Annotated in this window: 24 protein-coding genes; 7 read left to right on the top strand and 17 right to left on the bottom strand. The window is 68.4% G+C overall.

Annotation, left to right across the window (positions count from 1 at the left end; all coding sequences use genetic code 11):
• Positions 1–71: 71 nt before the first annotated feature.
• Positions 72–1154: a polysaccharide deacetylase family protein gene (locus ACN0WF_RS06900; RefSeq protein WP_417772066.1), complete on the top strand. Its 1083-nt coding sequence runs from the start codon at positions 72–74 to the stop codon at positions 1152–1154.
• Positions 1151–2308: a glycosyltransferase family 4 protein gene (locus ACN0WF_RS06895; protein ID WP_417772065.1), complete on the top strand. Its 1158-nt coding sequence runs from the start codon at positions 1151–1153 to the stop codon at positions 2306–2308. Before ACN0WF_RS06900 ends, ACN0WF_RS06895 begins: the two co-directional genes overlap by 4 nt.
• On the opposite strand, the gene ACN0WF_RS06890 is transcribed toward ACN0WF_RS06895, so the two are convergent.
• Positions 2305–3582, bottom strand: coding sequence for a UDP-phosphate alpha N-acetylglucosaminyltransferase (locus ACN0WF_RS06890; RefSeq protein ID WP_417772064.1), 1278 nt, complete (start codon positions 3580–3582; stop codon positions 2305–2307). The genes ACN0WF_RS06895 and ACN0WF_RS06890 overlap by 4 nt on opposite strands.
• Positions 3563–5641, bottom strand: coding sequence for a GumC family protein (locus tag ACN0WF_RS06885; RefSeq protein ID WP_417772063.1), 2079 nt, complete (start codon positions 5639–5641; stop codon positions 3563–3565). The genes ACN0WF_RS06890 and ACN0WF_RS06885 overlap by 20 nt, the downstream gene beginning before the upstream one ends.
• 250 nt (positions 5642–5891) lie before the next feature.
• Here ACN0WF_RS06885 and ACN0WF_RS06880 point away from each other — a divergent pair, with 250 nt between their 5' ends.
• Positions 5892–6686 carry a WecB/TagA/CpsF family glycosyltransferase gene (locus ACN0WF_RS06880; protein WP_417772062.1) on the top strand — a complete coding sequence of 265 codons (795 nt, stop codon included), beginning with the start codon at positions 5892–5894 and terminating at the stop codon, positions 6684–6686.
• Between the two features lie 11 nt (positions 6687–6697).
• Here ACN0WF_RS06880 and ACN0WF_RS06875 read toward each other — a convergent pair whose 3' ends face one another.
• Both ACN0WF_RS06875 and ACN0WF_RS06870 read right to left on the bottom strand, forming a co-directional pair.
• On the bottom strand, positions 6698–7432 hold the full coding sequence (locus ACN0WF_RS06875; RefSeq protein ID WP_417772061.1) for a cobalt-precorrin-6A reductase: 735 nt from the start codon (positions 7430–7432) through the stop codon (positions 6698–6700).
• On the bottom strand, positions 7429–8541 hold the full coding sequence (locus ACN0WF_RS06870) for a cobalt-precorrin-5B (C(1))-methyltransferase (RefSeq protein ID WP_417772060.1): 1113 nt from the start codon (positions 8539–8541) through the stop codon (positions 7429–7431). The genes ACN0WF_RS06875 and ACN0WF_RS06870 overlap by 4 nt, the downstream gene beginning before the upstream one ends.
• Before the next feature lie 160 nt (positions 8542–8701).
• Here ACN0WF_RS06870 and cobA point away from each other — a divergent pair, with 160 nt between their 5' ends.
• A complete protein-coding gene (cobA, locus tag ACN0WF_RS06865) occupies positions 8702–9577 on the top strand; it encodes a uroporphyrinogen-III C-methyltransferase (RefSeq protein WP_417772059.1) in 876 nt (291 codons plus the stop codon).
• Positions 9578–9588: 11 nt separating this feature from the next.
• Positions 9589–10923 carry a cobyrinate a,c-diamide synthase gene (locus tag ACN0WF_RS06860; protein ID WP_417772058.1) on the top strand — a complete coding sequence of 445 codons (1335 nt, stop codon included), beginning with the start codon at positions 9589–9591 and terminating at the stop codon, positions 10921–10923.
• Positions 10924–10938: 15 nt separating this feature from the next.
• On the opposite strand, the gene ACN0WF_RS06855 is transcribed toward ACN0WF_RS06860, so the two are convergent.
• From ACN0WF_RS06855 to ACN0WF_RS06820, 8 genes are all read right to left on the bottom strand, one after another.
• Positions 10939–11565, bottom strand: coding sequence for a class I SAM-dependent DNA methyltransferase (locus ACN0WF_RS06855; protein WP_417772057.1), 627 nt, complete (start codon positions 11563–11565; stop codon positions 10939–10941).
• A gap of 82 nt (positions 11566–11647) precedes the next feature.
• The gene (locus ACN0WF_RS06850) at positions 11648–12274 is read right to left on the bottom strand and encodes a class I SAM-dependent DNA methyltransferase (protein WP_417772056.1); all 627 of its coding nucleotides are present in this window, start codon (positions 12272–12274) and stop codon (positions 11648–11650) included.
• A gap of 78 nt (positions 12275–12352) precedes the next feature.
• Positions 12353–13126, bottom strand: a complete 774-nt coding sequence (gene cobM / locus ACN0WF_RS06845; protein ID WP_417772055.1) for a precorrin-4 C(11)-methyltransferase — start codon at positions 13124–13126, stop codon at positions 12353–12355.
• Positions 13123–14943 carry a precorrin-3B C(17)-methyltransferase gene (cobJ, locus tag ACN0WF_RS06840; RefSeq protein WP_417772054.1) on the bottom strand — a complete coding sequence of 607 codons (1821 nt, stop codon included), beginning with the start codon at positions 14941–14943 and terminating at the stop codon, positions 13123–13125. Before cobJ ends, cobM begins: the two co-directional genes overlap by 4 nt.
• Positions 14913–15659 carry a precorrin-2 C(20)-methyltransferase gene (cobI, locus tag ACN0WF_RS06835; protein ID WP_417772053.1) on the bottom strand — a complete coding sequence of 249 codons (747 nt, stop codon included), beginning with the start codon at positions 15657–15659 and terminating at the stop codon, positions 14913–14915. The genes cobJ and cobI overlap by 31 nt, the downstream gene beginning before the upstream one ends.
• Positions 15656–16876, bottom strand: coding sequence for a precorrin-6y C5,15-methyltransferase (decarboxylating) subunit CbiE (gene cbiE / locus ACN0WF_RS06830; RefSeq protein WP_417772052.1), 1221 nt, complete (start codon positions 16874–16876; stop codon positions 15656–15658). Before cbiE ends, cobI begins: the two co-directional genes overlap by 4 nt.
• Complete coding sequence (locus tag ACN0WF_RS06825; protein WP_417772051.1) at positions 16873–17529, bottom strand: precorrin-8X methylmutase; 657 nt, start codon at positions 17527–17529, stop codon at positions 16873–16875. The genes cbiE and ACN0WF_RS06825 overlap by 4 nt, the downstream gene beginning before the upstream one ends.
• Positions 17529–18683: a sirohydrochlorin chelatase gene (locus ACN0WF_RS06820; RefSeq protein WP_417772050.1), complete on the bottom strand. Its 1155-nt coding sequence runs from the start codon at positions 18681–18683 to the stop codon at positions 17529–17531. The genes ACN0WF_RS06825 and ACN0WF_RS06820 overlap by 1 nt, the downstream gene beginning before the upstream one ends.
• A gap of 491 nt (positions 18684–19174) precedes the next feature.
• Here ACN0WF_RS06820 and ACN0WF_RS06815 point away from each other — a divergent pair, with 491 nt between their 5' ends.
• Positions 19175–19732 carry a cupin domain-containing protein gene (locus tag ACN0WF_RS06815; RefSeq protein ID WP_417772049.1) on the top strand — a complete coding sequence of 186 codons (558 nt, stop codon included), beginning with the start codon at positions 19175–19177 and terminating at the stop codon, positions 19730–19732.
• A 110-nt stretch (positions 19733–19842) separates the two neighbouring features.
• Positions 19843–20367: a glycine cleavage system protein R gene (locus ACN0WF_RS06810; RefSeq protein WP_417772048.1), complete on the top strand. Its 525-nt coding sequence runs from the start codon at positions 19843–19845 to the stop codon at positions 20365–20367.
• Between the two features lie 18 nt (positions 20368–20385).
• On the opposite strand, the gene ACN0WF_RS06805 is transcribed toward ACN0WF_RS06810, so the two are convergent.
• The 5 genes from ACN0WF_RS06805 to ACN0WF_RS06785 form a co-directional block, all read right to left on the bottom strand.
• The gene (locus ACN0WF_RS06805; RefSeq protein WP_417772047.1) at positions 20386–21534 is read right to left on the bottom strand and encodes a DUF1513 domain-containing protein; all 1149 of its coding nucleotides are present in this window, start codon (positions 21532–21534) and stop codon (positions 20386–20388) included.
• Entirely contained in the window at positions 21515–22720 is a 1206-nt protein-coding gene (locus ACN0WF_RS06800) for an imelysin family protein (protein ID WP_417772046.1), read from the bottom strand. The genes ACN0WF_RS06805 and ACN0WF_RS06800 overlap by 20 nt, the downstream gene beginning before the upstream one ends.
• A gap of 180 nt (positions 22721–22900) precedes the next feature.
• The gene (locus ACN0WF_RS06795; RefSeq protein ID WP_417772045.1) at positions 22901–24427 is read right to left on the bottom strand and encodes a di-heme oxidoredictase family protein; all 1527 of its coding nucleotides are present in this window, start codon (positions 24425–24427) and stop codon (positions 22901–22903) included.
• A gap of 108 nt (positions 24428–24535) precedes the next feature.
• Entirely contained in the window at positions 24536–25801 is a 1266-nt protein-coding gene (locus ACN0WF_RS06790) for an imelysin family protein (RefSeq protein WP_417772044.1), read from the bottom strand.
• An 83-nt stretch (positions 25802–25884) separates the two neighbouring features.
• Complete coding sequence (locus tag ACN0WF_RS06785) at positions 25885–26400, bottom strand: hypothetical protein (RefSeq protein WP_417772043.1); 516 nt, start codon at positions 26398–26400, stop codon at positions 25885–25887.
• Positions 26401–26469: the final 69 nt, after the last annotated feature.

Raw genomic sequence — 26469 nt, 5'->3', positions numbered from 1 at the left:
CTTGCAGAAAGACGCCGCACGCTCTTGCGGCCGTCATGGCGCAGGCGCCGCAAAGACCTGGGGGAACACCGGTGCAGCGAGTTGGGATCACACCGAAACCGACAGTCGCGCAAACGCTCAAGCAGCGGATCAGGACAGCGGGCCTGCGCGTCATCGCGGCAAGCCGCCTGTCGTCGCTGATCGGCCGGAGGTATCGTGGGCGCGGCGTCATCCTGATGTTTCACGACTTCGTGCGCGACCCGGAGCGGACGCTCGGGCAGGGATGCCGGGTTCCCGATTTCGAGGCGATCCTGCATCACCTGCGCCGGTCCGGCCGAGATATCGTCTCGCTCGACGATGCGATGTCCCGCCTTGCCGGCGGCAATCCCCGTCCCTTCGCGGTGCTGACCTTCGACGACGGCTACCGCTCGAACCGCACCCTTGCCCTGCCCGTGCTCGAGCGCCACGACGCGCCGGCGACGATCTATGTGCCGAGCGGAGCGATGGACCGCACGCTCAATGCCTGGTGGCTTGGGCTCACCGCCCTGTTTCGAGAGCACGATACCCTCGACATCGCGCCGATGGGCGTCCGCTTCCATTGCCCGACCCGACAGAGCAAGGTCGCCGGCCTCGGCCGCGCCATTGCCTGGGTCTGGCAGGACTTCCGTCGGGCAAAGGCCTTCGCACCAGTCTTCGCCGCCCATGGCATCTCGCTCGAAGGGCTTGTCGACGCGGAATTCATGGATGCCGGCGAAGTGCGCGAACTCGACCGCCACCCGCTCGTGGAAATCGCCGCCCACACGCGGACCCACCGTGCGCTGAGCCTGCTTGCCCGCGACGACGCCAGGGAGGACATCGCCGGCAACAAGCAGGATCTGGAGCAGTTGCTCCAGCGCGAGGTTCCGCATTTTGCCTATCCTTATGGGCCGCCCTCGATCACCGGCACGCGCGAAGCCTCGCTGCTGGCGGATATCGGGTTCCGCACCGGCGTGACGACGACGCCCGGCTGCCTTTTCCCCGACCATCTCGAAACGCCGATGCTGCTGCCGCGTCAGAACGCGGAATATCCCGACGACGCCATGGCCAATGCGGTCTGCGGCATCGAGGGCGTGTTCCGGGCGATCGCCTCGCGTGGCGGCGATCCGCGTGTGCTGCCGGCCGAGGCGTCGCGATGACCGGTGCCTCCGCCAGCACAAGCACGCCACTTTCCGACATCAGGCTCGTTCATGTGGTGCGTCAGTACAAGCCGAGCGTCGGCGGTCTTGAGGATTTCGTGGCGAGCCTCGCGGCCCGGCAAAAGGGACGGTTCGAGCATATCCGTGTCGTCACCTGCGATCGGGTGTTTCGCGGCGGGACCGACAAGCCGCTGCCCCCGCGCGAGGAGATCGACGGGGTGGAGGTGGTGCGGCTGTCGTTCCACGGATCCTCACGCTATCCGGTGACGCCGGGGGTGTTTCGCGCCATCGCCGATGCGGATCTGGTGCATGTCCATGCCATAGACTTCTTCTTCGATGCGCTTGCGCTCGCCGCCCCCTTCCACCGCAAACCCCTCGTCGCCACCACACACGGCGGCTTCTTTCACAGCGGCAACGCAGGCGGTCTCAAGACGGTCTGGTTCAACACGCTGACCCGGCTTTCGGCACGCGCGTACCGGGCGATTGCCTGCTGCAGCCAGAGCGATTTCGACCGGTTCGCCACCATCGCGCCCGACACCGTGCGGCTCGTGGAGAACGGCGTCGACCTGTCGAAATTCGGCGATGCCGGCGCGCGGACACCAGGTAAGAGCATCGTCACCATTGGACGGCTGTCGACCAACAAGCGGGTCGACCGGCTGATCGAGGCGATGGCCGTGCTGGCCGCGCGCGACCCGCAATGGCGGCTCGACATCATCGGCACCCCGTTCGACTGGTCTGCCGAGGATGTGACGGCAATGATCATCAAGCATGGTCTTGGCGATATGGTGCGCCTGCACGTCGGACCGAGCGACACGCGCATGCGCGAGATCCTCGCAAAGACCAGTCTCTTTGCCAGCGCCTCGGTCTACGAGGGCTTCGGCATCGCCCTCATCGAGGCGATGAGCGCCGGGCTCGTGCCCGTGGTCGAACCGAACGCCGCGTTTTCGGCCTTCGCCGCGAAGCACCAAGAGATCGCACTTGCCGACTACTCCGACCCGCTGGCGGCCGCGGACGCGTTGCAGGCCGCCCACGCACGGCTGTCCGCAGCGCCGGCGGCGACACGCGCGGCGGTGATGGCCGTCGCCGACGCCTATTCCTGGGAAGGCACGGCGCTGCGCTACGAGGCGCTCTACCGCGAAGCGCTCGCGCGCTAACTGCCTGGAGGGTGCTCGGGCCTCGACGCGAAGCCCCGCCAGACATCGACGGCGCCAGCGCAGAACCACAGCAGCGCCCCGGTCTTGATCGAATAGAAAGAGCTCGAGACCACCATTAGCAGGCAGACATAGGTGATCAGTCCGGCGCGAAACCGCCAGGCGTCGGGAGAGCGCAGCGGCGCAAAGACGTACAGCGACCACAGCACCGCCACCCCGACAAGCCCGATCTGATGCAGCGAATAGGCGTAGCCGTTGTCCTCGAGAAAGCCGTTGATCGGCGACATGCCGAAGACCGCGAAGCCATCCAGCTTGAGCAGCAGCCAGGAAGCGTGCAGCCAGCGCCCGGCGAGATCGTCCTCCCAGCGCAGGGCATCGGTCGACAGGCCGTAGATCGCCATCGCCAGCGTGATCAGCGCCGGGATCAGCACCCAGATCAGGCGCGGAACGATCCGGTAGACCAGCGTCATCGCATAGATCGCGAAGCAGACGAGCATACCGAAGCGCGCATCGCCCAGCACGATGACGACGGCGGCGGCGGCGAAGAGCAGCCAGCGCCGATCCATGTCCTTGCGGAATATCGCCCACAGTGCCAGGAACGCGCCGTAGTTGCCCATAGCCACCGGCTCGAGAAAGACCGAGGACACCCGGTGCGTGCCCAGAAAGGGCAGCAGGTTGCGCCCCTGCATGCGCGTGCCGCTGATGAAGAGGGAGGAGTCCTCGATGTAGTTGTCGCCAACCTCCAGCGATCCGCGGGCGATGTAGTATTTGAGGATGTTGATATTGGCGATGAAGAGGTCGAGCAGGAAGTACTCGAAGAAGCCGACGGCGACGACGATGGCAGCAGACAGCAGCACGATCCGGTCGACGCTCTCGATATCGCGCACCCGACGCCCAAGAAAGTAGAAGGCGATGGGAATGAGCCCGTCGCGGATCGCCTTGAGGTCGAGCTCGGGGCGCAGCGCCAGGATCATCGCCATATAGGCGAGATAGACGGCGACGACCGTGTAGAGACCGGCGCGCCGGTCGGCGGCAAGCAGCAGCGCCATCGCGATCAGCAGCGCCTCCGCCATCATCACCATGTTCTGGGAGACACCGGCGACGCGGGTGTTGACGAAAGCAAGGAAGCAGTTGAAGACGACCGCGCCGATGACGACGCCGGCGGCGGATTTCAGCCAAAGGTCATAGGTCGCGGGCCGGCGCGAAAAGGTCGGACGGGCCTGCGGCAGGCGGTTCCAGACGGGCGCTCCGAGCGCCTCAGGCCGCCAGCGCGACATTGCCGATCATCCTGTCTTCCCAGGGCTTCAGCAGTGCCAGCGTGCGGTCGAGTTCCGAGCGCCCGGTCTCGCCGACCGTGGAGACCAGCAGGATCGCATCGCAGCAGCCCAGGAGCATTGGCAGATAGGGATTGTCGAGTGCCGAGCCGCCGTCGATGATCAGGAACTCGTCGTTCTCCGCCGCGATGGCGGCCGCGCCGGCGCCCTGCGCCCGTCCGTCGAGCCGTTCGACGGTGAAAGGCGCTCCAGCAGACAAGATCTCACCCGCGTCTTGCCGCGCCGCGACGTCCCGGTCCCTCATCTCCGCTTGCCGGCGGCGCGCAGACAGGCGCGAGCGCGCGGGTGCAGCCTCCCCGCCGGAAGCGGCACGCGAGATCGCCAGAGGAGCCACGTCGTCGACCGGGCTTGCGCCGTTCGGCCTGGCCAGAAGCACCTCTTCGCCCATGTCGTAGAGACCCGCGGCAATCGCCCGCGCCAGCGGGGCGACGTCGGTGCCCTCACCGGTCGCGAGCACAAGGATCTGAGCTGGCCGCTCGCCCTCGAAGGCATGGCGCAGCGCATAGGCAATGCGCGTGACCGCGAGTTGCCGGGCCGCGGCCGCCCCCTTGCCCGCGCGCGCCTGCAAAAGATGCCGTCGTCCGGAAGCCCCGGTCGCTGGCACGTTGACGCTGGCGATCAGCGGCACGCCGGTCATTTCCACCAACTCGCGTTCCGAGCCGAGCTTGCCGTTCAACATCTCCCAGCCGACCGCTCCTCCGGCGGCAAGAATGACGCCGAACACGCCGGCGGCCAGCACCACGATGAGCCCGGACGGACCGGTGGGCCTGAGCGGCGCCACGGCAGGGGAAATGATGCGCGAGTTGCTGGTGTCGATGCCGCTCTGTTCGTCGAGTTCCTTCGCCCGGCTCAGGAAGGCGCGGTAGACCGAGGACAGCGATTCCGCCTCGCTTTCGAGCTGGCGAAGCTGGATCTGGGCCCGGCTCTGGTCGACGCTGGTGGAGGACACGCGCGCGAGCTCGGCCTCCAGCGCAGCGACATTGGCCTCCGCGCGCTGCCGGTCGGCGTTGACGGAGCTGCGCACGCGGGCCAGCTCGTCGTCGATCATCTGGCGGGTGTTGGCAAGCTGCGAGCGCAACTCGCGAAGTTGCGGATGATTGGCGCCGAGCGTGGTCGCCGCCTGCGCCTCGCGCTCGGCGATGCGCGCGTACTGCACGCGTAGCGAGCCCAGTGTCGCGGTCTGGAGCCTGGCCGGCAACGCGCCGCCCGCAATCGCCGCGACGGTGACCGTGTCGAGAAGATCGGCGTTGGCCTTCGCCCCTTCCAGCTCGACCCTTGCCTGGGTAAGTTGCGAATTGATGTCCTGAAGGCTCTGGCTGACCACGAGGCCACGCTCGCCGGTGCTAATCAGACCGTTCTCGGCGCGAAAGGTTTCCACGTTGGCTTCCGCGGTCTGCAACCGCTTGCGCAAGTCATCGGCCTGGGACTGCAGCTCCACGGAAGCCCGCAGGGTCGAATCCGTGCGCCGGCCGCGCTGCTCGTCGAGATAGACGCGCGCGGCCTCATTGGCGATCGCCGCTGCCTTGAAGCGGTCGGGATGCTTCATGAAGATGTCGAAGACGAAGGAATTCTCGACGCGGATGACCTGCAGGCGGTCGCGCAATCCATCGATGGTCGCTGCCCGCCTGTCCTCGGCCGTGGTCTCCTTCGGCGCCTTGCCGAGGAGACGCGACAACAGACCGCCGGACTTCGGCAGGATCGCGGGATCGTTTTCCAGGTCGAGCTTGTCGATCACCCGGGTCAGGCCCTCGTTCGACAGGATGACATAGGTCTGGCTGTCGATGGCGAGCCGCTGCACCCCGTCGCCGCCCTGGCGCGAGACGATCTCGTTGCCAACGATCTGCAACGCCTGCGGTTCGATGAGCAGTTCGGCCATGGCGCGGTAGGAAGGCGTGCGCAGCATCAGATAGACGATGGCCAGCGCGACACAGATGGCCGGCACAATAACCAGCCAGACGATCCGCTTCCTCAAGATGCCGGGGATCTGGTAGATGTCGGTCATTGTCGAGGTCCGGTCTCTCTCTTCCGCGAGGCGCGCGCGCGAAGGGCGCACCGCAGCCACGCATCGGGCAGTCTCACCCGATGTTGCGGCAATCCTGCGGCGTTCATGGTTAATATTTCCCCAAGGTCGCGGCCTGATCGCCACCGACACTGTGCCGACGGCGGCTGCCACATGCACGCGGCACGCTTTCGTGTTAGGTGGAGCAAAGCGCGCGACGCGCAAGCCGTGCATCAGGGCGAAGCGGAGAACAATGGACATCAGCGAGCGAGCGGAAACGGGTGAAGCGGAGCTTCCGACGGTGGCGATCGGACCTGTCCGCGTGGCGCGAGCCACCCGGGAGGAGGCGATTTCCTTCCTCGTCGAGGCGCTGCGCGCGGGCCATCGCCATCTCGTTGCCTTCGCCAATGCGCACGGGTTGCTGATGGCGATGGATGATCCGGCCTATGCCGAAACACTCCGCAACTTCCTCGTGCTCAACGACGGCATTGGCGCGGAGATCGGGGCACGGGCGCTTTACGGGCAGGGTTTTCCCGACAACCTCAACGGCACGGACCTGATCCCCGCCCTTCTGGCCGCCGCCCCGCCCGACACGCGGGTCTTCCTGCTCGGGGCGAAGCAGGACATTGTCGAATGCGCCGCCGCCATCTTCGCAGGACGCTATCCCCATCTCGTGATCTGCGGTGCCCGCGACGGCTACTTCTCCCGAGAAGACGAGGAGGAGATTGCCAGGGACATCGCCGATGCCAACACCGACATCCTGCTCGTCGCCATGGGCAACCCGCTTCAGGAAGAACTGATCGGACGGATCTTCGAGCAAAGCGCGGCGACACTCGCCTTCGGGGTCGGCGCGTTGTTCGACTTCACCGCCGGGGCGGCCGTGCGCGCGCCGGAAGCACTGCGCGCCAGCGGGATGGAATGGGTCTATCGCCTCGCACGCGAGCCGCGCCGGCTGGGCAGGCGCTACACGACCGGCGTTCTGCGCTATCTTTGGAAAATCGCCTGTCTCACGGTACGCACCCGCCTCTTTCGCGCCCGTTCCGTCTGACGCGCAGCCCGCTAGAGGCGGCTTTCCAGCCAGCGCCGAACCGCGTCCACGTCGCTTACCGTCTCGGCAGGCGCAAGCGCGGGACGGTCGATCAGAACGACGGGAAGACCGAGCGCGCGCGCTGCCAGTATCTTCGCCCGCGACCAGCCGCCGCCGCTGTTCTTGGCGACGACATGCGTAAGGCCGTGCGCCTCCAGCAGCGCCCGCTCCTCTTCAACGCTGCCGCCCGGACGGGCAAGAACAAGCGTGCCGGGCGGCAGCCGCTCCCCCTCCTCCGGCGGATCGATCATGCGCATCAGACAGTGCAGGTCGCCCCGGCGAGCGAACGCGCCGATCTCCTTGCGTCCCAGCGCGAGGAATGGCCGCGCCCCCGGTGGCAGAGCATCGACTGCCGCCGGCACATCGGCAACGACCGTCCACCGGTCGCCCGGCTCCTGCGTCCATGCGGGCCTTTCCAGCCGCAGAAGCGCAACGCCCGTTGCCGAGCAGGCCTCGACCGCATTGGCCGAAATCCTCGCGGCATATGGGTGCGTCGCGTCGACCACCGCCGCAATGCCTTCTTCGCCGAGATAGGCAGCAAGCCCGTCGGCGCCGCCGAAGCCGCCGGTGCGGGTCGCCAGCGCATAGGCCTGCGGCCGCGCGACCGCGCCGGCGAGCGACACCGTCGCCTCGACCCGGCTGTCGCCCGCAAGCTCCGCGGCAAGCAGACGCGCCTCGCCGGTGCCGCCGAGCAGAAGCAGCCTCATGTCATCCCGCTTTCGTCGGAAAAAGGCACATGCGCGACGATCGCGCCGGCCCGGTCGACCAGATAGACCTCGACGTCGACGGGCGCGCCGCGCAGAACGGCGAGCGCCGCGGTCCTGGCGGCACGGGCGACCTCCTGCGCGACATCGATGCCGGCGGCCTGCGCCAGATCGAGCACTTCCTTGGCTGTGTTGGCGCCGCGCGCGGCGGCAACGAGATCCGCCTGAGCCCCGCAATCCGCCAACACCTGCGCAAGCGCGTCGAAGTCGACGCGGCTGCGGGCGGAATGGAGATCAAGCGCACCCTGTCCGAGCTTCAGGAACTTGGCGAAACCGCCCGAGAGCGTCAGCCTGGGCAGCGGATGGGCGCGCAGGTACTTCAGCAGCCCGCCGGCGAAGTCGCCCATGTCGAGGCAGGCCATCTCCGGCAGATGCGGATGACGGGCAAGCGCGGCCGCCTCCGAGGTGGCCCCCGTCGCCCCGACGACGTGATCGAGACCGGCGGCGCGCGCCACATCGACGCCGCGATGGATGGAGGCGATCCAGGCGGCGCAGGAAAACGGCCTGACGATGCCCGTCGTACCAAGCACCGAAAGTCCTCCGAGGATACCCAGGCGCGGGTTCATGGTCTTTTGTGCCAGCAGTTCGCCGCCAGGGATGGAAACCTCCACCTCGACATCCCCGGAACCGCCACAGCGAGCGGCGACCTCGGCAATGACGCCGGCGATCATGCTGCGCGGAACCGGGTTGATCGCCGGCTCCCCGGGCGGGATCGGCAGGCCGGCTCGGGTCACCGTGCCCACGCCTTCGCCGGCGCGGAAGACAACGCCCGTCCCCGCCGCGCCGGCGCGCACGGTGGAGACCACAAGCGCGCCATGTGTGACGTCGGGATCGTCGCCCGCATCCTTGACGATGGCGGCACGGGCGAAGCCCTCGCCCGTCTCCTCGCGGGCAAGCGCGAAGGCGACGTGTTCGCCGCGCGGCAGAACGATTTCCACCGGATCCGGAAAGCGTCCGCTCAGCAACGCCTCGTAGGCGGCCTTCGCGGCCGCCGTGGCGCAGGCGCCCGTGGTCCATCCCCGGCGCAGCTTCGTCGCATCGGCCTTGCTCATGGAGGCGGACTATAGGCGTGGCGCCGGGGATCGTCACGCGGCGGCGAGCGGCAAGCGGCACACATCCGCAAGAAAGGCCTGAAAAGGTCGCAAATCAAATGCTTGCGGCCGGTCCACCGACCTTGGCGCGGCGGCGAAGCCGACGTAAACTGACGCCACCATGACCGATGCGACGCTCCGCCCCCTCGACCGGCCCGACCCCGACCGCCTGGCGCTTCCCGTCTTCGAACCGGGCTGGGTCTGGCTCGCGGGCGCGGGCCCAGGCGATCCGGGCCTGATGACGCTGCATGTGCTGAACGGCCTTCAGCAGGCGGACGTGATCGTCTATGACGCACTCGTCGACACCAGCATCCTCGGCCTCGCCCGCCCCGGTGCCGCGGTGGACTATGCCGGCAAACGCGGTGGCAAGCCGAGCCCGAAGCAGCGTGACATCTCGCTGAAGCTCATCGAGCATGCGCGGGCCGGCAAACGGGTCCTGCGGCTCAAGGGCGGCGATCCCTTCGTCTTCGGGCGTGGTGGCGAGGAAGCGCTGACGCTCGTCGGTGCCGGCGTTCCCTTCCGCATCATTCCCGGTGTCACCGCCGGCATCGGCGGCCTCGCCTACGCCGGCATTCCGGCCACCCACCGCGACACGAACCAGGCGGTCACCTTCCTCACCGGCCATGACCAGACCGGCCTGACCCCCTCGGCCATCGACTGGGAGGGGATCGGCCGCGGCTCTCCGGTCATCGTCATGTATATGGCGATGAAACACCTCGCCCAGATCGCGGACAAGCTCATTGCCGCCGGTCGCTCGCCGCAGGAGCCGGTCGCCATCGTCTGCAACGGCTCGCTCGCGCACCAGCAGGTTCTGGAAACAACGCTCGGCGGCGCGGCGCGCGATGCGGCGGATGCAGAGCTCGAGCCGCCGGCCATCGTCTGCGTTGGCGAAGTGGTGCGGCTGCGCGCCGGCCTCGACTGGCTCGGCGCCATGGCAGGGCGCAAGCTGCATCCCGATCCGCTCGGGTCCCGCGACGCGACCGCCGAAACCGGGTGAGGGCCCTCTCCTTGTCGACGACGAGACAGCCCCCAGCCGCCCCAGCCGGCCTGGTTGTCGCCGCGCCCGCCTCGGGCTCGGGCAAGACCACGCTGACGCTCGCGCTGCTGCGCGCCCTCGCCCGTCGGGGGCTTGCCGTGAGCAGCGCCAAGGCGGGGCCCGACTACATCGACCCGGCCTTCCATGCGGCGGCAAGCGGCAGCGCCTGCGTCAATCTCGATGCCCACGCCATGCGCGGCGGCCTTCTCGACACGCTGGCGCGCACGCGCGCGCAAGGTGCGGATCTCCTCCTGGTCGAAGGCGTGATGGGGCTTTTCGACGGCGCGGCGGACGGTACCGGCTCGACCGCCGATCTCGCCGCCCGGCTCGGCCTTCCGGTCGTCCTTGTCGTCGATGCGGCGAAACAGTCCCAGTCCATCGCCGCCCTCGTGCGTGGCTTTCGCGACCACCGCGCCGACGTGCGCCTGGCCGGCGTTATTCTGAACCGGGTCGGCAGCGCGCGGCACGAGGCGATGCTGCGCACTGCCCTTGCCGGCATCGGCATGGCCGTTCTCGGCGCGGTGCCGCGCGACGCCGCTCTCGAACTGCCCGAGCGACATCTGGGATTGAAACAGGCGGGCGAGCACGCCGACCTTGAACGCTTCCTCGACACAGCCGCCGCGCGCATCGCGGGATGCTGCGACCTCGACGCACTCGCCGCTGCCGCTGCCCCGCTCTTCGCCGGCATCCCGGCGACAACGGATGCGCCGATGCCGCCGCTGCCGCCGCTTGCCCAGCGAATGGCGATCGCCAGCGACACTGCCTTCGCCTTTTGCTATCCGCATCTGCTTGAGGGATGGCGGAGCGCCGGAGCGGAACTTTCATTCTTCTCGCCGCTCGCCGACGAAGGCCCGGGCGCGGACGTCGATGCGGTCTATCTGCCCGGCGGCTATCCGGAACTCCACGCCGAGCGGCTGGCTGGCGCGGAGACGTTCCGCAAGTCCATGCAAGCGGCGGCCGCGCGCGGCGCCCTCGTCTACGGCGAGTGCGGCGGCTACATGACGCTCGGCGACACGATCACCGACGCGACCGGCAGGACACACGTCATGCTCGGCCTGCTGCCACTGGAAACGAGCTTCGCCGAGCGCCGCCGCCAACTCGGCTACCGGCGGCTGCATGCCTATGGCAACCTGCCCTGGCGCGGGCGTCTTGCCGCCCATGAGTTCCACTACGCCACCATCCGCTTCGAGGGCGATGCCCCTCGGCTCTTCGAAGCCCGCGACGCAACCGGGACGCTGATCGGCGATGTGGGCCTGTGCGTCGGCCGGGTCATGGGCTCCTTCGCCCATGTGATCGATGCGGCCTGAAGATGCCCGGACCGATCAGGCGGCTTCCAAAATGCAGAGCTTGCAGCGGTAGCCTTCCTTCTCCTGGTAGGGCGCGTCCCTGACGGAGCGCACGCGGGCACGGCCGCGCGCGTGCATCTCGGCGAGATGCGCCGCGTAGCCGTCCGCGTCCCAGACCTTCTCGTGCACGGTGAGAACGACCGGCGCGCCGGGCCTGGCCACCCGTGCAAGCTCGTCGATCGCCTCCGGCCCGACGTGACCGCTGGTGAAGACGCCAACGCTCACCACGCCGTCATAGCTGTCGTCGGGCAGATCGAGCCGGCCGGTCAGATCTGCCTCGGACAACCGCCGATAGACACCCCGTTTCTCCGCCTGCTCGAGCATGCCGGGAGACAGGTCCAGCCCGTCGATCTCCGTCTGCGTGCGCTTGCTGAGCTCGAAACCGACGAGCCCGGTGCCGCAGCCGGCGTCGAGAACCACCGCGGGCGACCCGGCGAGCGCCTCGGCCAGCACGTCCGCGACCACGGCCGGCGCGACGTAGCCCATGCCCCCGAGGGTGTCGGCGTCATAGCTTCGTGCCCAGTCCGCGTAGAGATCACGGATGCGGGTTGCGTCACCATCCAGGGCATAGGCACGTTGCAAGAGCGGGTTTGCCGTCTCCATGGCGGGTCTCTCCTTGTTGTGGCTCGGGCCCCAAGCCTAGAAAGACACGGCAGAAGATGCAAACCCGCGCCTGGTGCCTCTCCTAGACCACCTCGAGAACGCAAAGCTGGCAGAAGACGCCTTCATTTCCGAGATAGGTGCTCAGCCGGACCTCGCGGATCACGATCTTTCCGCCCGCCTCCAGCTCCTCGATGTAGGCCTTGAAGCCCTCGCCCTCCCACGCGGTGTCGCGCACGGCAAGCACGATGGGCGCACCGGGTCTGGCGATGCGGATGAGCTCGTCCAGACCCGACGGGCCGACATGGCCGGTGGTGAAGACGCCGGAGCTGACGATGCCGTCGTAGCAATCGTCGGGGAAATCGAGCTTGCCCGTCAGGTCGCCGAGGGTGAGATGGCGATAGACATTCGTGGCAACCGCCTCGTTCAGCATGCTGCGCGTCAGATCGATGCCGTCGATCCGCAGGCTGTGCTTGCGCTTCTTCAGCTCGACGGCGATGAGCCCGGTGCCGCAGCCGACGTCCAGCACCTGGGCGTCGTCGCGCACGCGCGCGGCAAGGGCGTCTGCGGTGATGAGATGGCCAACGTAGCCGATGGTCTCGACCACATCGCTGTCGTAGCTCCCTGCCCACTCGTCATAGAAGTCCGTGATCGTGCGCTTGTCCCCCCCGAGCGAAACGGCGCGTGCGAGCTGCTGGTGTCTTTGCGACATGATCTGTCCCCCTGCTGGATCGATGCAGGAAGTCTAAGCCATGCACTAATTGGTTGCAAATACACTTTTATGAAATATTCAGGTTGCAGACTTGCGCTTTGGCCTCAGCACATGAACGTGGTCGGCGTGATAGAGCGCGCTGTCGCGGAAATCCTCCTGCGGCTCGAGTGCGCGGCCGACGAAGATCAGCGCCGTGCGGGTAATCTTGGCGTCGCGCACCTTGTCGCGGATGTCGCTGAGCGTGCCGCGGATGAACGCCTGATCAGGCCAGCCGACGCGGTAGGCAACCACCACCGGACAATCGGCGCCGTAGAGCGGAACGAGCTGGCGCTCGATCTCGCGCAGGTTGCGGATCGACAGGTGGATGGCGAGCGTCGCACCGCTGCGCCCAAGCGTCACCAGGTCCTCGCCCTCGGGCATGTCGGAGGACTTCATCGTCGTGCGGGTCAGAATCACCGTCTGGGCGATTTCCGGCACGGTCAGCTCCTGGCCGAGGGCGGCGGCGGCGGCGGCGAAGGCCGGCACGCCGGGTGTCACGTCGAAGGGGATTTCCTTCGCCCGCAACCGACGGATCTGCTCGGCAATGGCACCATAGAGCGAGGGGTCGCCGGAATGGACACGCGCGACATCCTCACCGCGCGCGTGCGCCGCCTCGATTTCCGCCATGATCTCGTCCAGCGTCATCGGCGCCGTGTCAATGACGCGCGCGCCTTCCGGTGCCGCCTCGACGACGGCCTCCGGCACCAGCGAGCCGGCATAGAGGCAGACGGGGCAGGACTGGATGAGCTTCAGTCCGCGCACGGTGATGAGATCCGGATCACCCGGACCGGCGCCGATGAAATGGACGGTCATAGCTTTTCCTCGATGCGTTTGGCGTAGCCGCGCGGCGTGTAGACGAAGGGCTTGCCCGAGCCGGTCATGACCGTGCGCGAGGCGGAAGACCCGACCAGCACGGTGGTCAGCATGTCGACGTCGTCGACCTTGAGCGCACCCAGCGTCGTGACGGTGATGGTCTCGCCCTCGCGGCCGAGGTTGTAGCCAAGCACGACCGGCGTGTCCGCCGGCCGGCGGGCCAGCAGGATCTCGCGCGCGGCGGCCAACTGGCTGCGCCGGCGCTTCGACACAGGATTGTAGAAGGCAATGACGAAATCGCCCTCCGCAGCCGCCTTCAGCCGCGTTTCGATCGCTTCCCAGGGGGTCAGCAGGTCGGACAGGGAAATGGTGCAGAAATCATGACCGAGGATCGCGCCGGAGCGGGCCGAGGCCGCCTGGAGCGCCGAGATCCCGGGCGCGTTCACCACCTCGATGCGCCGCGCCGCATCGCTGACGCCGCCTTCCGTCTCCGGTCGGTCGAGAAGTTCATGAACCAGTGCGCCCATGGCATAGATGCCGGCGTCGCCAGAGGAGACAAGCGCGACGGAGCGCCCCTCGCCGGCACGTTCCAGAGCATAGCGCACCCGCTCCTCCTCCGCCCCGAGCGGGAAGGAATGGCGCGGCTTGCCCTGGATGAGCGGTGCGACGATGTCGAGATAGAGCGAATAGCCGACAGCCTCGTCGGCCTCGGCGAGAAGCCGCGAGACCTCGGGCGTGCGCCAGTCGTCGCGCCCCGGCCCGATGCCGACGACGGCCAGTCGACCACGCGCCCGGCCCACGTCGCCCGGCCGGATCGGCTCCGGCGCGATGGCAATGGCGACCGTCGCATTGGCCGTCTTTCGCTTTTCGACAATCAGCGATCCCGCGGCACCGGCCGCGGCGAGTGCGGCTCCTTCCGCAACGCCGTGGCACCCGACCTCGGCGAAGACCACCTCGGAGGGATTGGCGAGCCGCGCGGCCTCCTGTTCGAGCCGCGCCGCGTCGAAGACACGCAACGGCGCACCGAGGTCGGCGGCAAGCGCTGCCATCGCCGGCTCGTCTGCCTTGAGATCGAGTGAGGCGACGAGCGCCACCGCGCCGCGTGCCAGCCCCGCCGTCTCGAGCGTCTCGCGCACCAGCGCAACCAGTTCCTCCGGCGCACAGCCGCGGGCGCAGCCGACGCCGACGGCAAGCTTCATCGGATGGTAGACGAGCCGGTCCGGACCCGGCGGCACGGCGGTTTCCGTCACCGAGATCGCCAGTTCGGCGGATGGCGAGACCACAAGCCGCGAGCGGGAGAGAAACGGTGCCTCACCCTCGATCCGCACCGGGTCTCCGGCGAGAAGCCGGGCCATGAAACCCTTTGCGTCCTGCGGATTGGCCAGCCACCAGCCAGCCGGCGGCGTGTCGAGGGCAACGCCCAGCGCCGTATCGCCGGCGGTGGTGATCGCGGCATGCGCCTCGAGCGCGGCAGCGAGCTGGCGGGCGAGCGAATTCGCCCCCCGGTGGCCGCCGAGCAGCGGCACGACGCTCGCTCCGTCCTCGGAAACCGCAAGGACGGCAGGCTCGGCGCGCTTGTCCTCGATCACCGCGGCAAGCGCGCGGATGAGGATGCCCGAGGCGCAGACGCCGACGATGGGCGTGCCGGCCTGGTAGAGTGCGCGGATATGATTGAGCGTCTCCGCGAAGGAGACATCGAGCCCCGGCACCCGGTGGGCGAGCCCGTGCAGAGTCGCGCCCGGCAGGGCGGCGGCGACGCGCCGCGCCGTGGCAAGGGCCGCCGGCGTCAGGACGAGGATTGCGGCGGAAGCGTCCACGCTTCGTCTCCCTTGTAGATCAGGATCATCGAGAAATAGGGCGCCGCCTCCGACGCCACGTCGGCAAGCGGGGCGACTCGCTGGGCGGCAAGCGTCGCGCGTTCGACATACCCCGCCTGCGCGAGCAGGCCCAGCCGCTCGATCAGCGCCCTGAGACGCGGCAGGTGACGACCGACCTTCATGATCGCGACCGCGCCGGCCGCCTCGATCCGCGCGGCGATCTCCTCATCGGGGAGCGGGCCGGGAATGACGGTCAGCACGTCGTTGCGGGCGGTCAACGGGCGCGCGAGAGCCGCCGCCGTCGCTGTCAGCGAGGTCACGCCCGGCACGATTTCCACCGGAAAGCGGCCAGCGAGCCGCTCGAAGAGATACATGAAGGAGCCGTAGAAGAACGGGTCGCCCTCGCAAAGCACCACCACGTCGACGCCTGCGGCGAGCTCCGCCCCGATCTCCGCGGCGGCCTTGTCGTAGACCTCCTTCGCGGGAAAGCGCTCCACCCGCATCGGCACGACGATGGCGATTTCGCGCGCGTCCGGCGGAATGATACCGGCTGCGATCGAACGGGCGAAACTCTCCCCGTCGTCGGGCGCGGGATAGGCGACCACCCTGGCCGCGGAGATCAGCCGGTGCGCCTTCAGCGTCATCAGCTCCGGATCGCCGGGACCGAGGCCGACGCCGTAGAGCGTTCCAGCGCCTGGGCAGGAGAATGCGGTCATGGCTTCACCAGGCTCCACTGGGTTACCGGCATCAGCGGACGCCAGCCGGTCATTCCGCCGACGGGCGCGGCCCGCGAAACGGCAATGCGGCACAGCTCTCCGCCGAAGCGCGCGTGGGCCGAAAGAAGCACCGCCTCGCTTTCGAGCGTCACCGCGTTGGCGACGAGCCGGCCGCCCGGGCGGAGCGCGGCAAGCACCGTCTCGATGATCCCCGGCGCGCTCGCGCCTCCGCCGAGGAAGATCGCATCGGGAGCCTCGAGGCCGGCAAGTCCTTCGGGAGCGGTGGCGTCGCGCAAGTCCAGCCCCGGAACGCCGAGAGCCGCCGCATTGGCACGGGCGACCGCGCGGCGCTCGTCGTTGGGCTCGAGCGCGATGGCGCGCGCGCCGCGCGCCGCGCGCATCCACTCGATGGCGACCGCCCCCGACCCTGCGCCCACGTCCCACAACAACGCCCCCGGCACCGGCATCAGCTTGGCAAGGCTCGCCGCGCGGATCTCGCGCTTGGTCAGCTTGCCATCGTGACGGAAGGCGTCGTCGGGCAGGCCCGGCACGCGGGCGCGCAACGGCGTGTGGCGCACGGCCCGAAGCTCGATGGCCGTGACATTCAGATCCGCAACGGGCCCCTCGAACCGCTCGGCGCTGGCCTCGATCACCCGTTCCTGCGGCCCGCCGAGGTGCTCCAGCACCACGAGCCGGCTTTCGCCATAGCCTTCATCGACCAGAAGGTCGGCGATCCCTGGCAGTGCCGAGCCGCCGGAGGTGAGACAGAGAATGCGCGCGCCAGGCGTCAGAACGGCCCGCAAGCTGTCGAGCGGGCGGCCGTGAAGCGACAGGATCTCCACCTCGGCGAGCGGCCATCCGAGGCGGGCGGCGGCCAGCGACAGGGACGAGCGTCCGGGCAGCACGACGATCTCGCCCGGATCGATCCGCCGGACCAGCGTCGCGCCGATGCCGAACCACATGGGATCGCCGGAGGCAAGCACCACGACCGGCGTGCCGCGCCGTTCGAGCAGCAGGTCCACCCCATGGGAAAAGGGGCTCGGCCAGGGCGTGACGGAGATCCCGCGCGCGCCCAGGAACGACGCGGCGAGTTCGGCGTGACGCGCGCCGCCAAAGACACATGTCGCCTCGCAGAGCGCCTGGCGGGCGAGCGGGGCAAGGCCCTCGACACCGTCCTCGCCAAGGCCGATCACGGTAAGCCAGGGAGCAAGGCTCATGCGCGCGCCTCCTCAGGCACGCCGCCGGCGAGCGCATTGAGGGCGGCAGCCGCCATCGCCGAACCGCCGAGCCGCCCGCGCATCGCCACATGGGCGATGGCGAAGGGGTTCACGGCGAGCGCATCCTTCGATTCCGCCGCGCCGACAAAACCGACCGGAAAACCGATGATCGCCGCCGGACGTGGGAAACCCTCGCCGATCCGCTCCAGCAGATGAAACAGCGCTGTCGGCGCATTACCGATGACAACGACCGCGCCTTCAAGCCGGTCGCGCCAGAGATCGACCGCCGCGGCCGAGCGTGTCGTGGCAAGTTCCGCCGCGAGCGCCGGCACGCGTGGATCATTGAGCGTGCAGACAATCTCGTTCGAGGCCGGCAGCCGGCTGCGGATGATGCCCTCGGCGACCATGCGCACATCCGTGAAGACCGGCGCGCCGCCGGCAAGCGCGGCGGAGACCTTTTCCGCCACGTCGTCGCTCCACACGAGATGCGCTGTTACCGAGGGGTCGCCGCAGGCGTGCACGACGCGGATCGCCATCGGCCGCAAGGCTTCCGGCAACCGCTCGAGCGCCGCCTCGCCGCGCACGATGGCGAAGGACCTTCGGTAGATTTCCGCGGGATCCTTCACATAATCGTAGCGCGGACGCGACTCCATCAGCCGTTCTTCCGCATCGACTTCGGTCCGAGCGGGTGGTCCGCGTGCGGATAGACCGGATGGTGATGGTCATGATCATGGCCGTGCGAATGGCCGTGACCATGATGGTGATCATCGTGTCCGTGATGATGGTCATGGCCGTGATCGTGGCCGTGGTCATGGCCGTGACCATGGTCGTGGTGATGATGATCATGCGCGGCCACCTGCTTCTCGCAGGCGCCGGTGCAGACATCCTCGCACAGCTTGCATTCGGCGTCGGCGCCAAGCCCCTCGACGTGATGGTGATGGCTTTCCTGCGGCCGCCCGACATCCGCCTCGAAGCCAAGCACCTGCTCGCGATACTTGCACATCTGACAGTTCATCAGGTTGGCGCCCTGGAGGATCTCCTGCACCCGGTCGGCCATCGTGTCGATCACCTGCGGATGGTCGTTGAGGTAGCCGGCCTTGAGGAACTCGATGTCCGAATGGCGTTCGGCCACCTCGTCCACCGTGTTGTAGATGCGGCTGACGAGAACGCCGGAGAAGAGGAAATACGGGAAGACGACGATGCGCTTGTAGCCGAGCTTCGCGGCATGCTCGAGCCCGGGTGCGACCAGCGGAAAGGTCACACCGGAATAGGCGGTCTCGGCCCAGCCAAAGCCGAAGCCCTCCCACAGCATGCGGGTGATCTTGGCGACGTTGGAATTGGCGTCCGGATCGGAGGCGCCCCGACCGACGACGACAAGCAGCGTCTCGTGCAGCGGCACGTCGTCGCCCGCCGCCTCGAGCGCTTCGCGGATGCGCTCGCCGGCCGCGCGGATCATGCGCGTGTCGACGGCCAGTTCGCGGCCGTAGGTGATCGTCACGCCCGGATTCTGCGCCTGATAGGTATTCAGCACGGAAGGGATGTCGTTCTTGGCGTGACCGGCGGCAAACAGCATGCCCGGCACGGCGAGGATGCGGGTGCAGCCCTGCTCGCGAAGCCTGTCGAGCCCGTCCTTGATCACCGGATTGGCGAACTCCAGATAGCCGTATTCCACCGGCCAGTCGGGAAAGCGCTCCTTCAGTCGTTCGGCCAGCTGGGCGAACTCGCGCACGGCCCCGCGGTTGCGGCTGCCGTGCCCGCAAATCATCAGGCCGAGCTTCTCTCCGCCGTTCGCATGTCCATCGGCCATCAAACATCTCCCTCGCATTGCCTGAAGGGACGCTCGCCGATCCCGACGCCGAAAACAAATTCGCAGTTCATCTCGGAAGCTCCCTCCCTTGTCGTCAGGCGGGTGGTGCCCACCGCCTCGTCCGATTCATCCGACGGCATCCGGGAGGAAGTGCGGAAAACGCATGGCCGTACGGATGAGGCGCAAACAACCCACCCCTCCCCCGCAAGAGAGGGAGGCGGACAGGTTGCGCCATCCAGACAGCTCCGGAGTGGATCCCCGACATGGGTCGATCGCCACCGGACTCGCTTTCAGTCCCTGAGGGGACGCCGTCGTTGGCCGGGCACGCTAGTAGAGGCGCGCGCCCGCATCAAGCGGGAAATCCGGCATGCCGCGTTCCCGCAGCGGCGTTTCCCGGGCAGAAGCAATTGCGGAAACCGGATCTTCACCTCTTCGCGCCACGGTTGCCGGAACAAGAAACGCGCCAAGCCCGCAGGGAGGGAAGACGCAAAATGACGACGCCCGCAAGGACGCAAGCCACCCAGGACGCCACCGCAAAGCCGGCCCAGGACCCCGCCGCGCGTCCGTTTTCCGCGCAAGCCGACCGCACGCCCGCCGGCCTGACGCTCGCCCGTCTCGACGGGCTCGAGCTGCAGCCCGCGCCGATCAACCCGGACTGGGTGCTGGAAGGCGAGCCGAGCGCCCGTGCGCTGACGCTCGCGCAAGGCGACGACCGCAGCGCCAATATGTCGGTATGGGACTGCACGGCCGGGCGTTTCCACTGGTATTTCGGCTGCGACGAAGCGGTCTACATCCTCGAGGGCTCGGTGATCGTCACCGGACCGGACGGAGAGACACGAGAGCTTCACGCCGGCGATTCAGCCTATTTCCCAGCCTACGACTGGTACGAGTGGCATGTGCCCGACTATGTCCGCAAGGTCGCCTTCTGCCACGATGTGGTGCCCTCGCTCGCCCGGCTGCCGGTGCGGATCCTGGCGCGCCTGTCGCTGATCGCGGAAAAACTCTACACCGCCGCCTTCGGTTTCTCCTCCCGTCCGCCCCGCGACTAGGCGATGTGATATGCGACGCCGCACCGCGTGACGCGGCGCGGAGCTTCCTCTAGTCTGACGAAACAGCGGCGGGCAAACGCCGCGAAAGGGCCAGGGAGGACCGGACCGCCATGCAGATGATTTCGCTCGTCCTGACGGTGATCGCCGACGACAGGCCCGGGCTGGTCGAACGGCTTTCCAGCGTGATCGCAACCCATGAGGGCAACTGGATCGAGAGTTCCATGTCACGGCTGGCAGGGGCCTTCGCCGGCATCGTGCGGGTCGAGGCGGAGGCCTCGCGCGCGGCGGCGCTGGAGGCGGATCTCGCCGCCCTGGCCGATGACGGCATCATCACCACGCTGAAGCGCGGCGAGGCGTCGAGCGAGCGCCACGGCCATCCGGCGCACCTCGCCGTCATCTGCCAGGATCACCCGGGGATTGTGCACGCGCTGTCGGCCATGCTCGCCGCCAAGGGCGTCAGCATCACCGATCTGGAGACGGAGGCCTATGCCGGCTCGATGAGCGGCGAGCGCATGTTCCGCGCCGAGATCGACGTGGTGCTGCCGGTCGACCTCGAGGCGGGCGACCTTGCCCGCGCGCTCGAGACCCTGGCCGGCGACATGATGGCCGAGATCGAATTCGCCGACGCGGTCTGACCGCGCCGGCCCTGCGCCTCAGGCCGGGGCGATGGCGACCAGATGGTTGTCCCAGGCAACGCCCGGCGTCGCGGCAAGAAGTGCCGGCGCGCCGGCGAGGTCGGCGCTTTCGCTCAAGCCTCCCTGCCCGTCGGAAATCAGGAATGCACCCTGGTCGAGCGCCGCCAGACCGCAGGCGTCGCTGCGCTGCTGCGCGGCGACGAAACCGCCGTCAGCGGCATTGAAATAAAGTACCCTGCCGGCGCGCGGGCAGGAGGCTGCAACGAGCGCGCCATCATGGCTGAGCGTGACCGAACCGACGTAATTGGCAAGTTTGCCCGCCAGAGCGTCGGGAACATCATGCGTCGCGAGCTTGCCGGTTGAGGCGTCGAAGCAGGCCATCAGCGGCGGCGTGTCGTCCTGCGGCCCCTCGTACTGGCCGCCGATCCAGACCTTGGTGCCGGCGCCCACGGCCATGTGCCGGAGCGAAAGCTGGTGCAGGTTCTTCGGTGCCTCGGTGATGCCCAGAATCGAACCGCTGGGCTGGTCGATGAGCGTGATGTTGGGGCGCATGGTGGCTATGTTGAGCTTTTCCCGGTCCCGATCCGGGTGGGTCTCGATGCCGCCGTTGGCGACAACCAGCGTCTTGCCGTCCGGCATCGGCAGGATGTCGTGCGGACCAATGCCGCCACTCCACACCTCCCCGATCCTCTGCGGATTCGGGCCGGAGACGTCATAGACGCCGATGACGCCGCGCGGCGTCTCGAAATCATTCTCCGTGGCAAAGACCAGCCGCCCGTCGGCCGAAAACACGCCATGCCCATAAAAATGCCGACCCGGCACGGCCGCGATCGTGCGCGCCTCCTGCCGTCCGAGCGGATCGAACAGCACCGCGAAGGTGCCCGGCCTGCGGGCAAAGACAAGGCAACGCCCGCTCCTGGGGCAAACAGCGACGTCATGGCCGCGAGAGGGCAGCGCGATCTTGACCCGCACCATGCCGTCGAGACCGGTGACCACGACCGAATGAGTTCCGTCCGCCTCGCGCCGTGCCCCCGCGAAGAGCGGATCCTGCGCATCGAGCGCCAACGCATCGGCGGCGAAGGCGGCGGGCCCACGCAGGGAGAGCGCCGCCAGCCCGGCTCCGGTGCCGAGCAGCAACCGCCTGCGGTCAATCTCCATCGAGCGCATTGAAGCCTCCCTTGAAATCGAGATAGCCGGCCAGTTCGCCAGCGATCATCGGCCGCAAGCCATCGAGCACGGTGCGGACATAGGCGAGCTTGCCAAGGTCCTTCTCGTCCTCAAGTGCCGCAAGCGGGTCGGGCGAGATCGCGCCCAGCGCCTGTCCGGCGTTGCGCGCCTCGAAGGAAACCGTGTTGCCGATCCACTGCGCGTCGGAGTCCGCATCGGCGAACCCGGCGGCATTGATCGCCCCGGCGAAGCCATCCAGCGTCGCAGCCAGATGATCGAAGGCCGTGTGCGAGCGGGCGAAAGGCACGCGGGCGGCGCGCGCGGCAGCCGGCCCTTCCGCCAGCAGCGGCGCGACGACCTGATCGCGCGACAGCTCGAGCGCCGTCAGCAGGGCATTGAAGACGAACCCGGAGGCTTCCTTGTCGGTCTTGGCGAGCGAATTGTCCGGGCCGGGGGTCAGCAGCAGCGCCGTCTGCCCATCCGGATCGCGGTAGGACTTGCTCACCTCGCCGGCGGTCTCGATCAGCCGTTCGCCGAGCGCACGGGCATAGCCGCAGACGTAGTCGCGGCTCTCGGGCTTGCCGGCGGAGCCCAGCGTCACCACCCCGTCCTTGTCGTAGGCGATCCATTCCAGCGCCGTCAGTCCCTGAAGCGCCACGCTCTTGTCGCGCAGGCTCGACGCCTGCAGCGCGCTGGGATCGCCTGCGGCCACGAGCCGCGTCACCTGGCGGCGCACGACGCCGCGCGAATCAGGGATGAAGGCCAGCCGTTCCGCCCGGTTTTCGTCGGCGAGCGCGCCGATCCGCAGGGTGGACAGATGACCATGGGCAACGACGGCGGCGCGGAATGCGGCGGCGAAATCGGCGCGCGCCCGCTTGCCCGCCGCCGCGTCGAGATCGGCGGCGCAGGCAGCGTTGATGGCCGTCTCGAGCGTCACCAGGCGGGTGCCGAGGTCCTCGGCCGCCGGCACGGCGAAGCGCTCGATCAGGCGGGGCACGAAGACGGAATAGTCGATCCCCTTGTCCGCGGGGGGCGCGTCCTGCGCCAGCGCCTGCCCGGCAAGGCCGGCGATCAGAATCGGCAGCGCCAGAAGGGCGGCGCGGCGGTTGCCTGCCGTCCGTCGCACGCGCGCGTCTGCTGTCCCGCCGCGGTCGCCAGCGGACATGGCCTGTGGATCTGCGCTCATCACGGTCTCCTCATGTTGCCCGCCGGGTCCCGCCACCCGTCCTGGCGCGGGGCTTGCGATGCGTTCCTGTTTTCGCGCCCGAACGCTCCGCCTGCAAGTGCGGTTCTGTCGCAGCATGAACAAGTTATCTCCGCAGGGGTGTCAGGACCTGCTCGCGCTGGGGTCCGCCCGCCAGGCGCGTCAGAGCGAGCGAAGGAAGCGAATCAGCGCCTCCCGGTCCCGCGCTTCGGCGGCGGCATAGGCCGCCCGGGACGCCTCGCCCTCGCCGCCATGCCACAGGATCGCCTCCTCCAGCGTGCGGGCGCGCCCGTCGTGGAGATAGGTCTCCTGGCCGGAAACGGTCTGCGTCAGGCCGACGCCCCAGAGCGGCGGCGTGCGCCATTCCCGCCCCGACGCGGTGCCCGCCGGCCGGTTGTCGGCAAGCCCCTCGCCCATGTCGTGCAGCAGCAGGTCCGAGTAGGGCCAGATCAGCTGGAAGCGGTGGGCCTCGATATCGGCCGTGCGCGTGGTCACGTATTTCGGCCGATGGCAGGCGGCGCAGCCGAAGTCGGAAAAGAGCTTCTTGCCGGCAAGCACCTGCGCGTCGCCGACATCACGGCGGCGCGGCACGGCGAGATTGCGGGAGTAGAAGTCGACCAGTTCCATGACCGGATCCGGCGCCTCGCTCTCGCCAAGGTTGGCCTGTTCGCCGGTCGGCATGGAGAAACAGGCGGTCTGGGCCGGCATGCAGTCGCCAAAAGGCTGCGGCCGGTCCGGCGTCGAGATGCCGATGTCGCCGGCGAAAGCGCCGGCCGACTGGGACCGGACCGTCGGTTCCGAGGCCTTCCAGCCGAAGCGGCCGATGACCATCTCGCCGGTGTTCGGGTCGCGCACACGGCTCACGCGGCCAGATATGCCATCGCCATCGGCGTCCCGCGGATCGGCCTGCGCCTCGATGTCGCCTGGATGGATCGCCTCCAGCAGGCCGAGGCCGATCATCTGCGGGGCGACGCGCGGCGAGATCATCACCTTGTCCGAGAGCGGGCCATAGGCCAGCTCGGAGATCATGTAGGAGGGAACGCGCAGGGACACGCGCGTGCCATCGCCAAGCTCGACCTCACGCTCCTGGTAGGAAACGGCGAGCTTTCCTTCCGCCGGCAGTCCGGTCACCGCGAAGGTCTGGAACTGGGTGCCATAGGTCGGTTCCGGCAGCACCAGCGCCTCGTGACTGTCGAGACGCGCCTGCTCCTCGGCGGTCGCAGCCGGCACCGAAAGCCGCAGGAAAAGGGAGACCGGCTCCTCGCCGGTGCGCGGCGGATGGCCACGGCCATCCTTCAGGTGGCACCCCTGGCAGGAGCGCGCATTGTAGAGCGGCCCCAGCCCGTCGGAAGCCTGCGTCGAGGACGGCGAGGATACCCAGAACTTGCGGAACAGGCCGTTGCCCAGGGCGAAGCGCTGCTGGTCCTCGAAGGAAAGATTGGCGGAAGGAAAGGAGAAGGCGTTGGCGTTGACGCGCTTCGAGGAGGTCGTGGCGCCACCGGCCATGGCCTCGAATGCCTCCGGCGCGCTCCAGTCCGTCGGAGGCGCAAGCACGCGGGAAACGCGCGCGCGGTCGCGCGGCGAAAGGTCGTCCCGGTGGGACAGATCGGCGGCCTGGGCAGCGGACGTGGCAAGAAGTGCTGCGACCGCCACGCAGGCGGTCAGGCTCAAAAGACGTGGAATCGGCATATCACTCGGGTTCCGGTACCGGTTTCCCTCCAACCCGGTTGACGAGGGAGAGGAGGCGGCGGCCCCTCGTCGACAGCCGCCTCCCATGTCTTTTCCCGAAGGCCGGTCTTACTGGAAGACCGCGCCCGGATTGTCGAGGCTGTCGGAGCCCTCGAAGGCGACTTCCTCGAGGCCGAGGGACGCGACGACGCGCTCGATGGAGCGGGTCTGGTCGATCAGCGCGTCGACCACGGCCTGGACGGCGGCGTTGCCCGCCTCGTTGCCTTCGCCGATCATCTGATCGTAGGCTTCCACGGTCTCGGCACGCGCGCGCATCTTCTCGGCCGCGGCCACGGTTGCGTCGAGCTTGGCCGTCACCTCGGCGGCAAGCGCCGGATCCTTCGCCTCGACGAGATCCTTGAGCGAGGCAACCTTCACCGGCTTGCCGTCGAAGCCATCATAGGTGCCGACCCAAACGTTGCGGATGCCGATGATGTCGTCGAGATGCGACATGTGGGTGTTGTCGGAGAAGCAGTCGTGCTCCTCCTCCGGGTCGTGCAGCATGAGGCCGAGCTTGGTGCGCTCGCCCGCCAGCTCGCCGTAGGAGAGCGAGCCCATGCCGGTCAGGATCGTGGCGAGACCGCCGGCCTCCCCCTTGTCGGCAAGCTCCTTGCGGGCCTCGCCGCCGACCTTCCACGCATCGGCCATTTCCTGCAGGTCGGAAACCAGAAGCTCGGTCGCGGCCTTCAGATAGGCGGCGCGGCGGTCACAGTTGCCGTTGGTGCAGTTCGCGGTGTCGAAGTCCGTTGCCGGGCGGTTGCCGGCACCCGGGCCGGTGCCGTTCAGGTCCTGGCCCCAAAGCAGGAACTCGATGGCATGGTAGCCGGTGGCGACATTGGCCTCGATCTCGCCGGCCTCCTGAAGCTGCTCGGCGAGCAGCGCCGGGGTGATCTCGGTGGCATCGATTTCCTTGCCGCCGACCTTCAGCTTCGGATTGGCGATGACGTTGGCGGTGTAGAACGCGTTCTCCGGGTTCTCGGTGCCATAGCCGGCGTCGACGTAGTCGATCAGACCCTCGTCGAGCGGCCAGGCATTCACCTTGCCCTCCCATTCGTCGACAATGGCGTTGCCGAAGCGGTAGACCTCGGTCTGCTGGTAGGGACGGCGCGCGGCGCGCCAGGCGTCGCGGGCCGCCTTCAGCGTCTCGTCGCTGGGATTGGCGACAAGAGCGTCAACGGCCGCGGAGAGCGCCTGCGCGCTTGTCAGCGACTCGCCATAAACCGCGGCGGCGATGTCGGCATAACCCGAGACAACCTCGGCCGGCTCGGCGGCGGAAGCGCGCAAGGGCGCCAGCGCGAGCACCGCGATGGATGCCAGAAGCAGTGTCTTTCTCATCGTGTCAGTTCCCATCCCAGGATCGTTTGGGCGCCCCCCGCGGTGACGCATCCGGTGTTGCCGGGCACCCCCGGCGGTGAAGATCAGTGGCGTGTCGCCGAGGCCGGAACATGCCGGGCCAACCCGCAGCGCAGGCGCCCGCCATCCAGCGCGTGCGGAAGCAGAAGCTCCGCCCGGCGCAGCACATCCGAGAAGTTCGCGGCCGCCTCCAGCGTCGACGGCAGTCCCTGCGCGACAACAAGCTCGTCGGCGATGCCGGCCGCCTCCTCGCGCCGCCCGCGCTGCCAGGCAGCGACAAGCGCCACGGCAAGGCACTCGTGGGCGCATCGGCGCGGACAGCCGGACGCAAGCATCTCGAAGCCGCATTTGGCGAAGCCGTTAAGCGCGCGCGCATAACAGGAAAGCCCCGAAACCACGACGCGGGCACGCGCAACGCCAAGTTCGCCCGCATAGAGGCTCCAGGCCCGCTCCCAGGAGTCGATGCTTCCAGAGCCATAGCCCGCAAGCCAATACCGCAGCCCGTCGACAACGAGGCGCTCGGCATGCTCATCCGCTCCGGCCCTGTCGGGCATGGCGCGGGTATCCGTTCGTTCAAACATTCCGACCTCCAATCAACGAGGGTTAAGGCCCCGCCATCAAAGGATGTGGCCAGATCCGACCACGCGGCA

Source organism: Stappia sp. (assembly GCF_048268045.1).
Taxonomy (GTDB): Bacteria; Pseudomonadota; Alphaproteobacteria; order Rhizobiales; family Stappiaceae; genus Stappia.
This window is presented reverse-complemented; position numbering and strand designations above follow the sequence as displayed.

Coding starts and splice junctions, on each gene's coding strand:
- cbiE (WP_417772052.1), bottom strand. CDS start 16,876: ATGAGCCTTGCTCCCTGGCTTACCGTGATCGGCCTTGGCGAGGACGGT.
- ACN0WF_RS06850 (WP_417772056.1), bottom strand. CDS start 12,274: ATGTCGCAAAGACACCAGCAGCTCGCACGCGCCGTTTCGCTCGGGGGG.
- ACN0WF_RS06880 (WP_417772062.1), top strand. CDS start 5,892: ATGGACATCAGCGAGCGAGCGGAAACGGGTGAAGCGGAGCTTCCGACG.
- ACN0WF_RS06890 (WP_417772064.1), bottom strand. CDS start 3,582: ATGTCGCGCTGGCGGCCTGAGGCGCTCGGAGCGCCCGTCTGGAACCGC.
- ACN0WF_RS06820 (WP_417772050.1), bottom strand. CDS start 18,683: ATGGCCGATGGACATGCGAACGGCGGAGAGAAGCTCGGCCTGATGATT.
- cobA (WP_417772059.1), top strand. CDS start 8,702: ATGACCGATGCGACGCTCCGCCCCCTCGACCGGCCCGACCCCGACCGC.
- cobI (WP_417772053.1), bottom strand. CDS start 15,659: ATGACCGCATTCTCCTGCCCAGGCGCTGGAACGCTCTACGGCGTCGGC.
- ACN0WF_RS06805 (WP_417772047.1), bottom strand. CDS start 21,534: ATGCGCTCGATGGAGATTGACCGCAGGCGGTTGCTGCTCGGCACCGGA.
- ACN0WF_RS06875 (WP_417772061.1), bottom strand. CDS start 7,432: ATGAGGCTGCTTCTGCTCGGCGGCACCGGCGAGGCGCGTCTGCTTGCC.
- ACN0WF_RS06785 (WP_417772043.1), bottom strand. CDS start 26,400: ATGTTTGAACGAACGGATACCCGCGCCATGCCCGACAGGGCCGGAGCG.
- ACN0WF_RS06855 (WP_417772057.1), bottom strand. CDS start 11,565: ATGGAGACGGCAAACCCGCTCTTGCAACGTGCCTATGCCCTGGATGGT.
- ACN0WF_RS06895 (WP_417772065.1), top strand. CDS start 1,151: ATGACCGGTGCCTCCGCCAGCACAAGCACGCCACTTTCCGACATCAGG.
- ACN0WF_RS06825 (WP_417772051.1), bottom strand. CDS start 17,529: ATGGAGTCGCGTCCGCGCTACGATTATGTGAAGGATCCCGCGGAAATC.
- ACN0WF_RS06815 (WP_417772049.1), top strand. CDS start 19,175: ATGACGACGCCCGCAAGGACGCAAGCCACCCAGGACGCCACCGCAAAG.
- ACN0WF_RS06870 (WP_417772060.1), bottom strand. CDS start 8,541: ATGAGCAAGGCCGATGCGACGAAGCTGCGCCGGGGATGGACCACGGGC.
- ACN0WF_RS06790 (WP_417772044.1), bottom strand. CDS start 25,801: ATGAGAAAGACACTGCTTCTGGCATCCATCGCGGTGCTCGCGCTGGCG.
- ACN0WF_RS06885 (WP_417772063.1), bottom strand. CDS start 5,641: ATGACCGACATCTACCAGATCCCCGGCATCTTGAGGAAGCGGATCGTC.
- ACN0WF_RS06795 (WP_417772045.1), bottom strand. CDS start 24,427: ATGCCGATTCCACGTCTTTTGAGCCTGACCGCCTGCGTGGCGGTCGCA.
- ACN0WF_RS06810 (WP_417772048.1), top strand. CDS start 19,843: ATGCAGATGATTTCGCTCGTCCTGACGGTGATCGCCGACGACAGGCCC.
- ACN0WF_RS06800 (WP_417772046.1), bottom strand. CDS start 22,720: ATGAGCGCAGATCCACAGGCCATGTCCGCTGGCGACCGCGGCGGGACA.
- cobM (WP_417772055.1), bottom strand. CDS start 13,126: ATGACCGTCCATTTCATCGGCGCCGGTCCGGGTGATCCGGATCTCATC.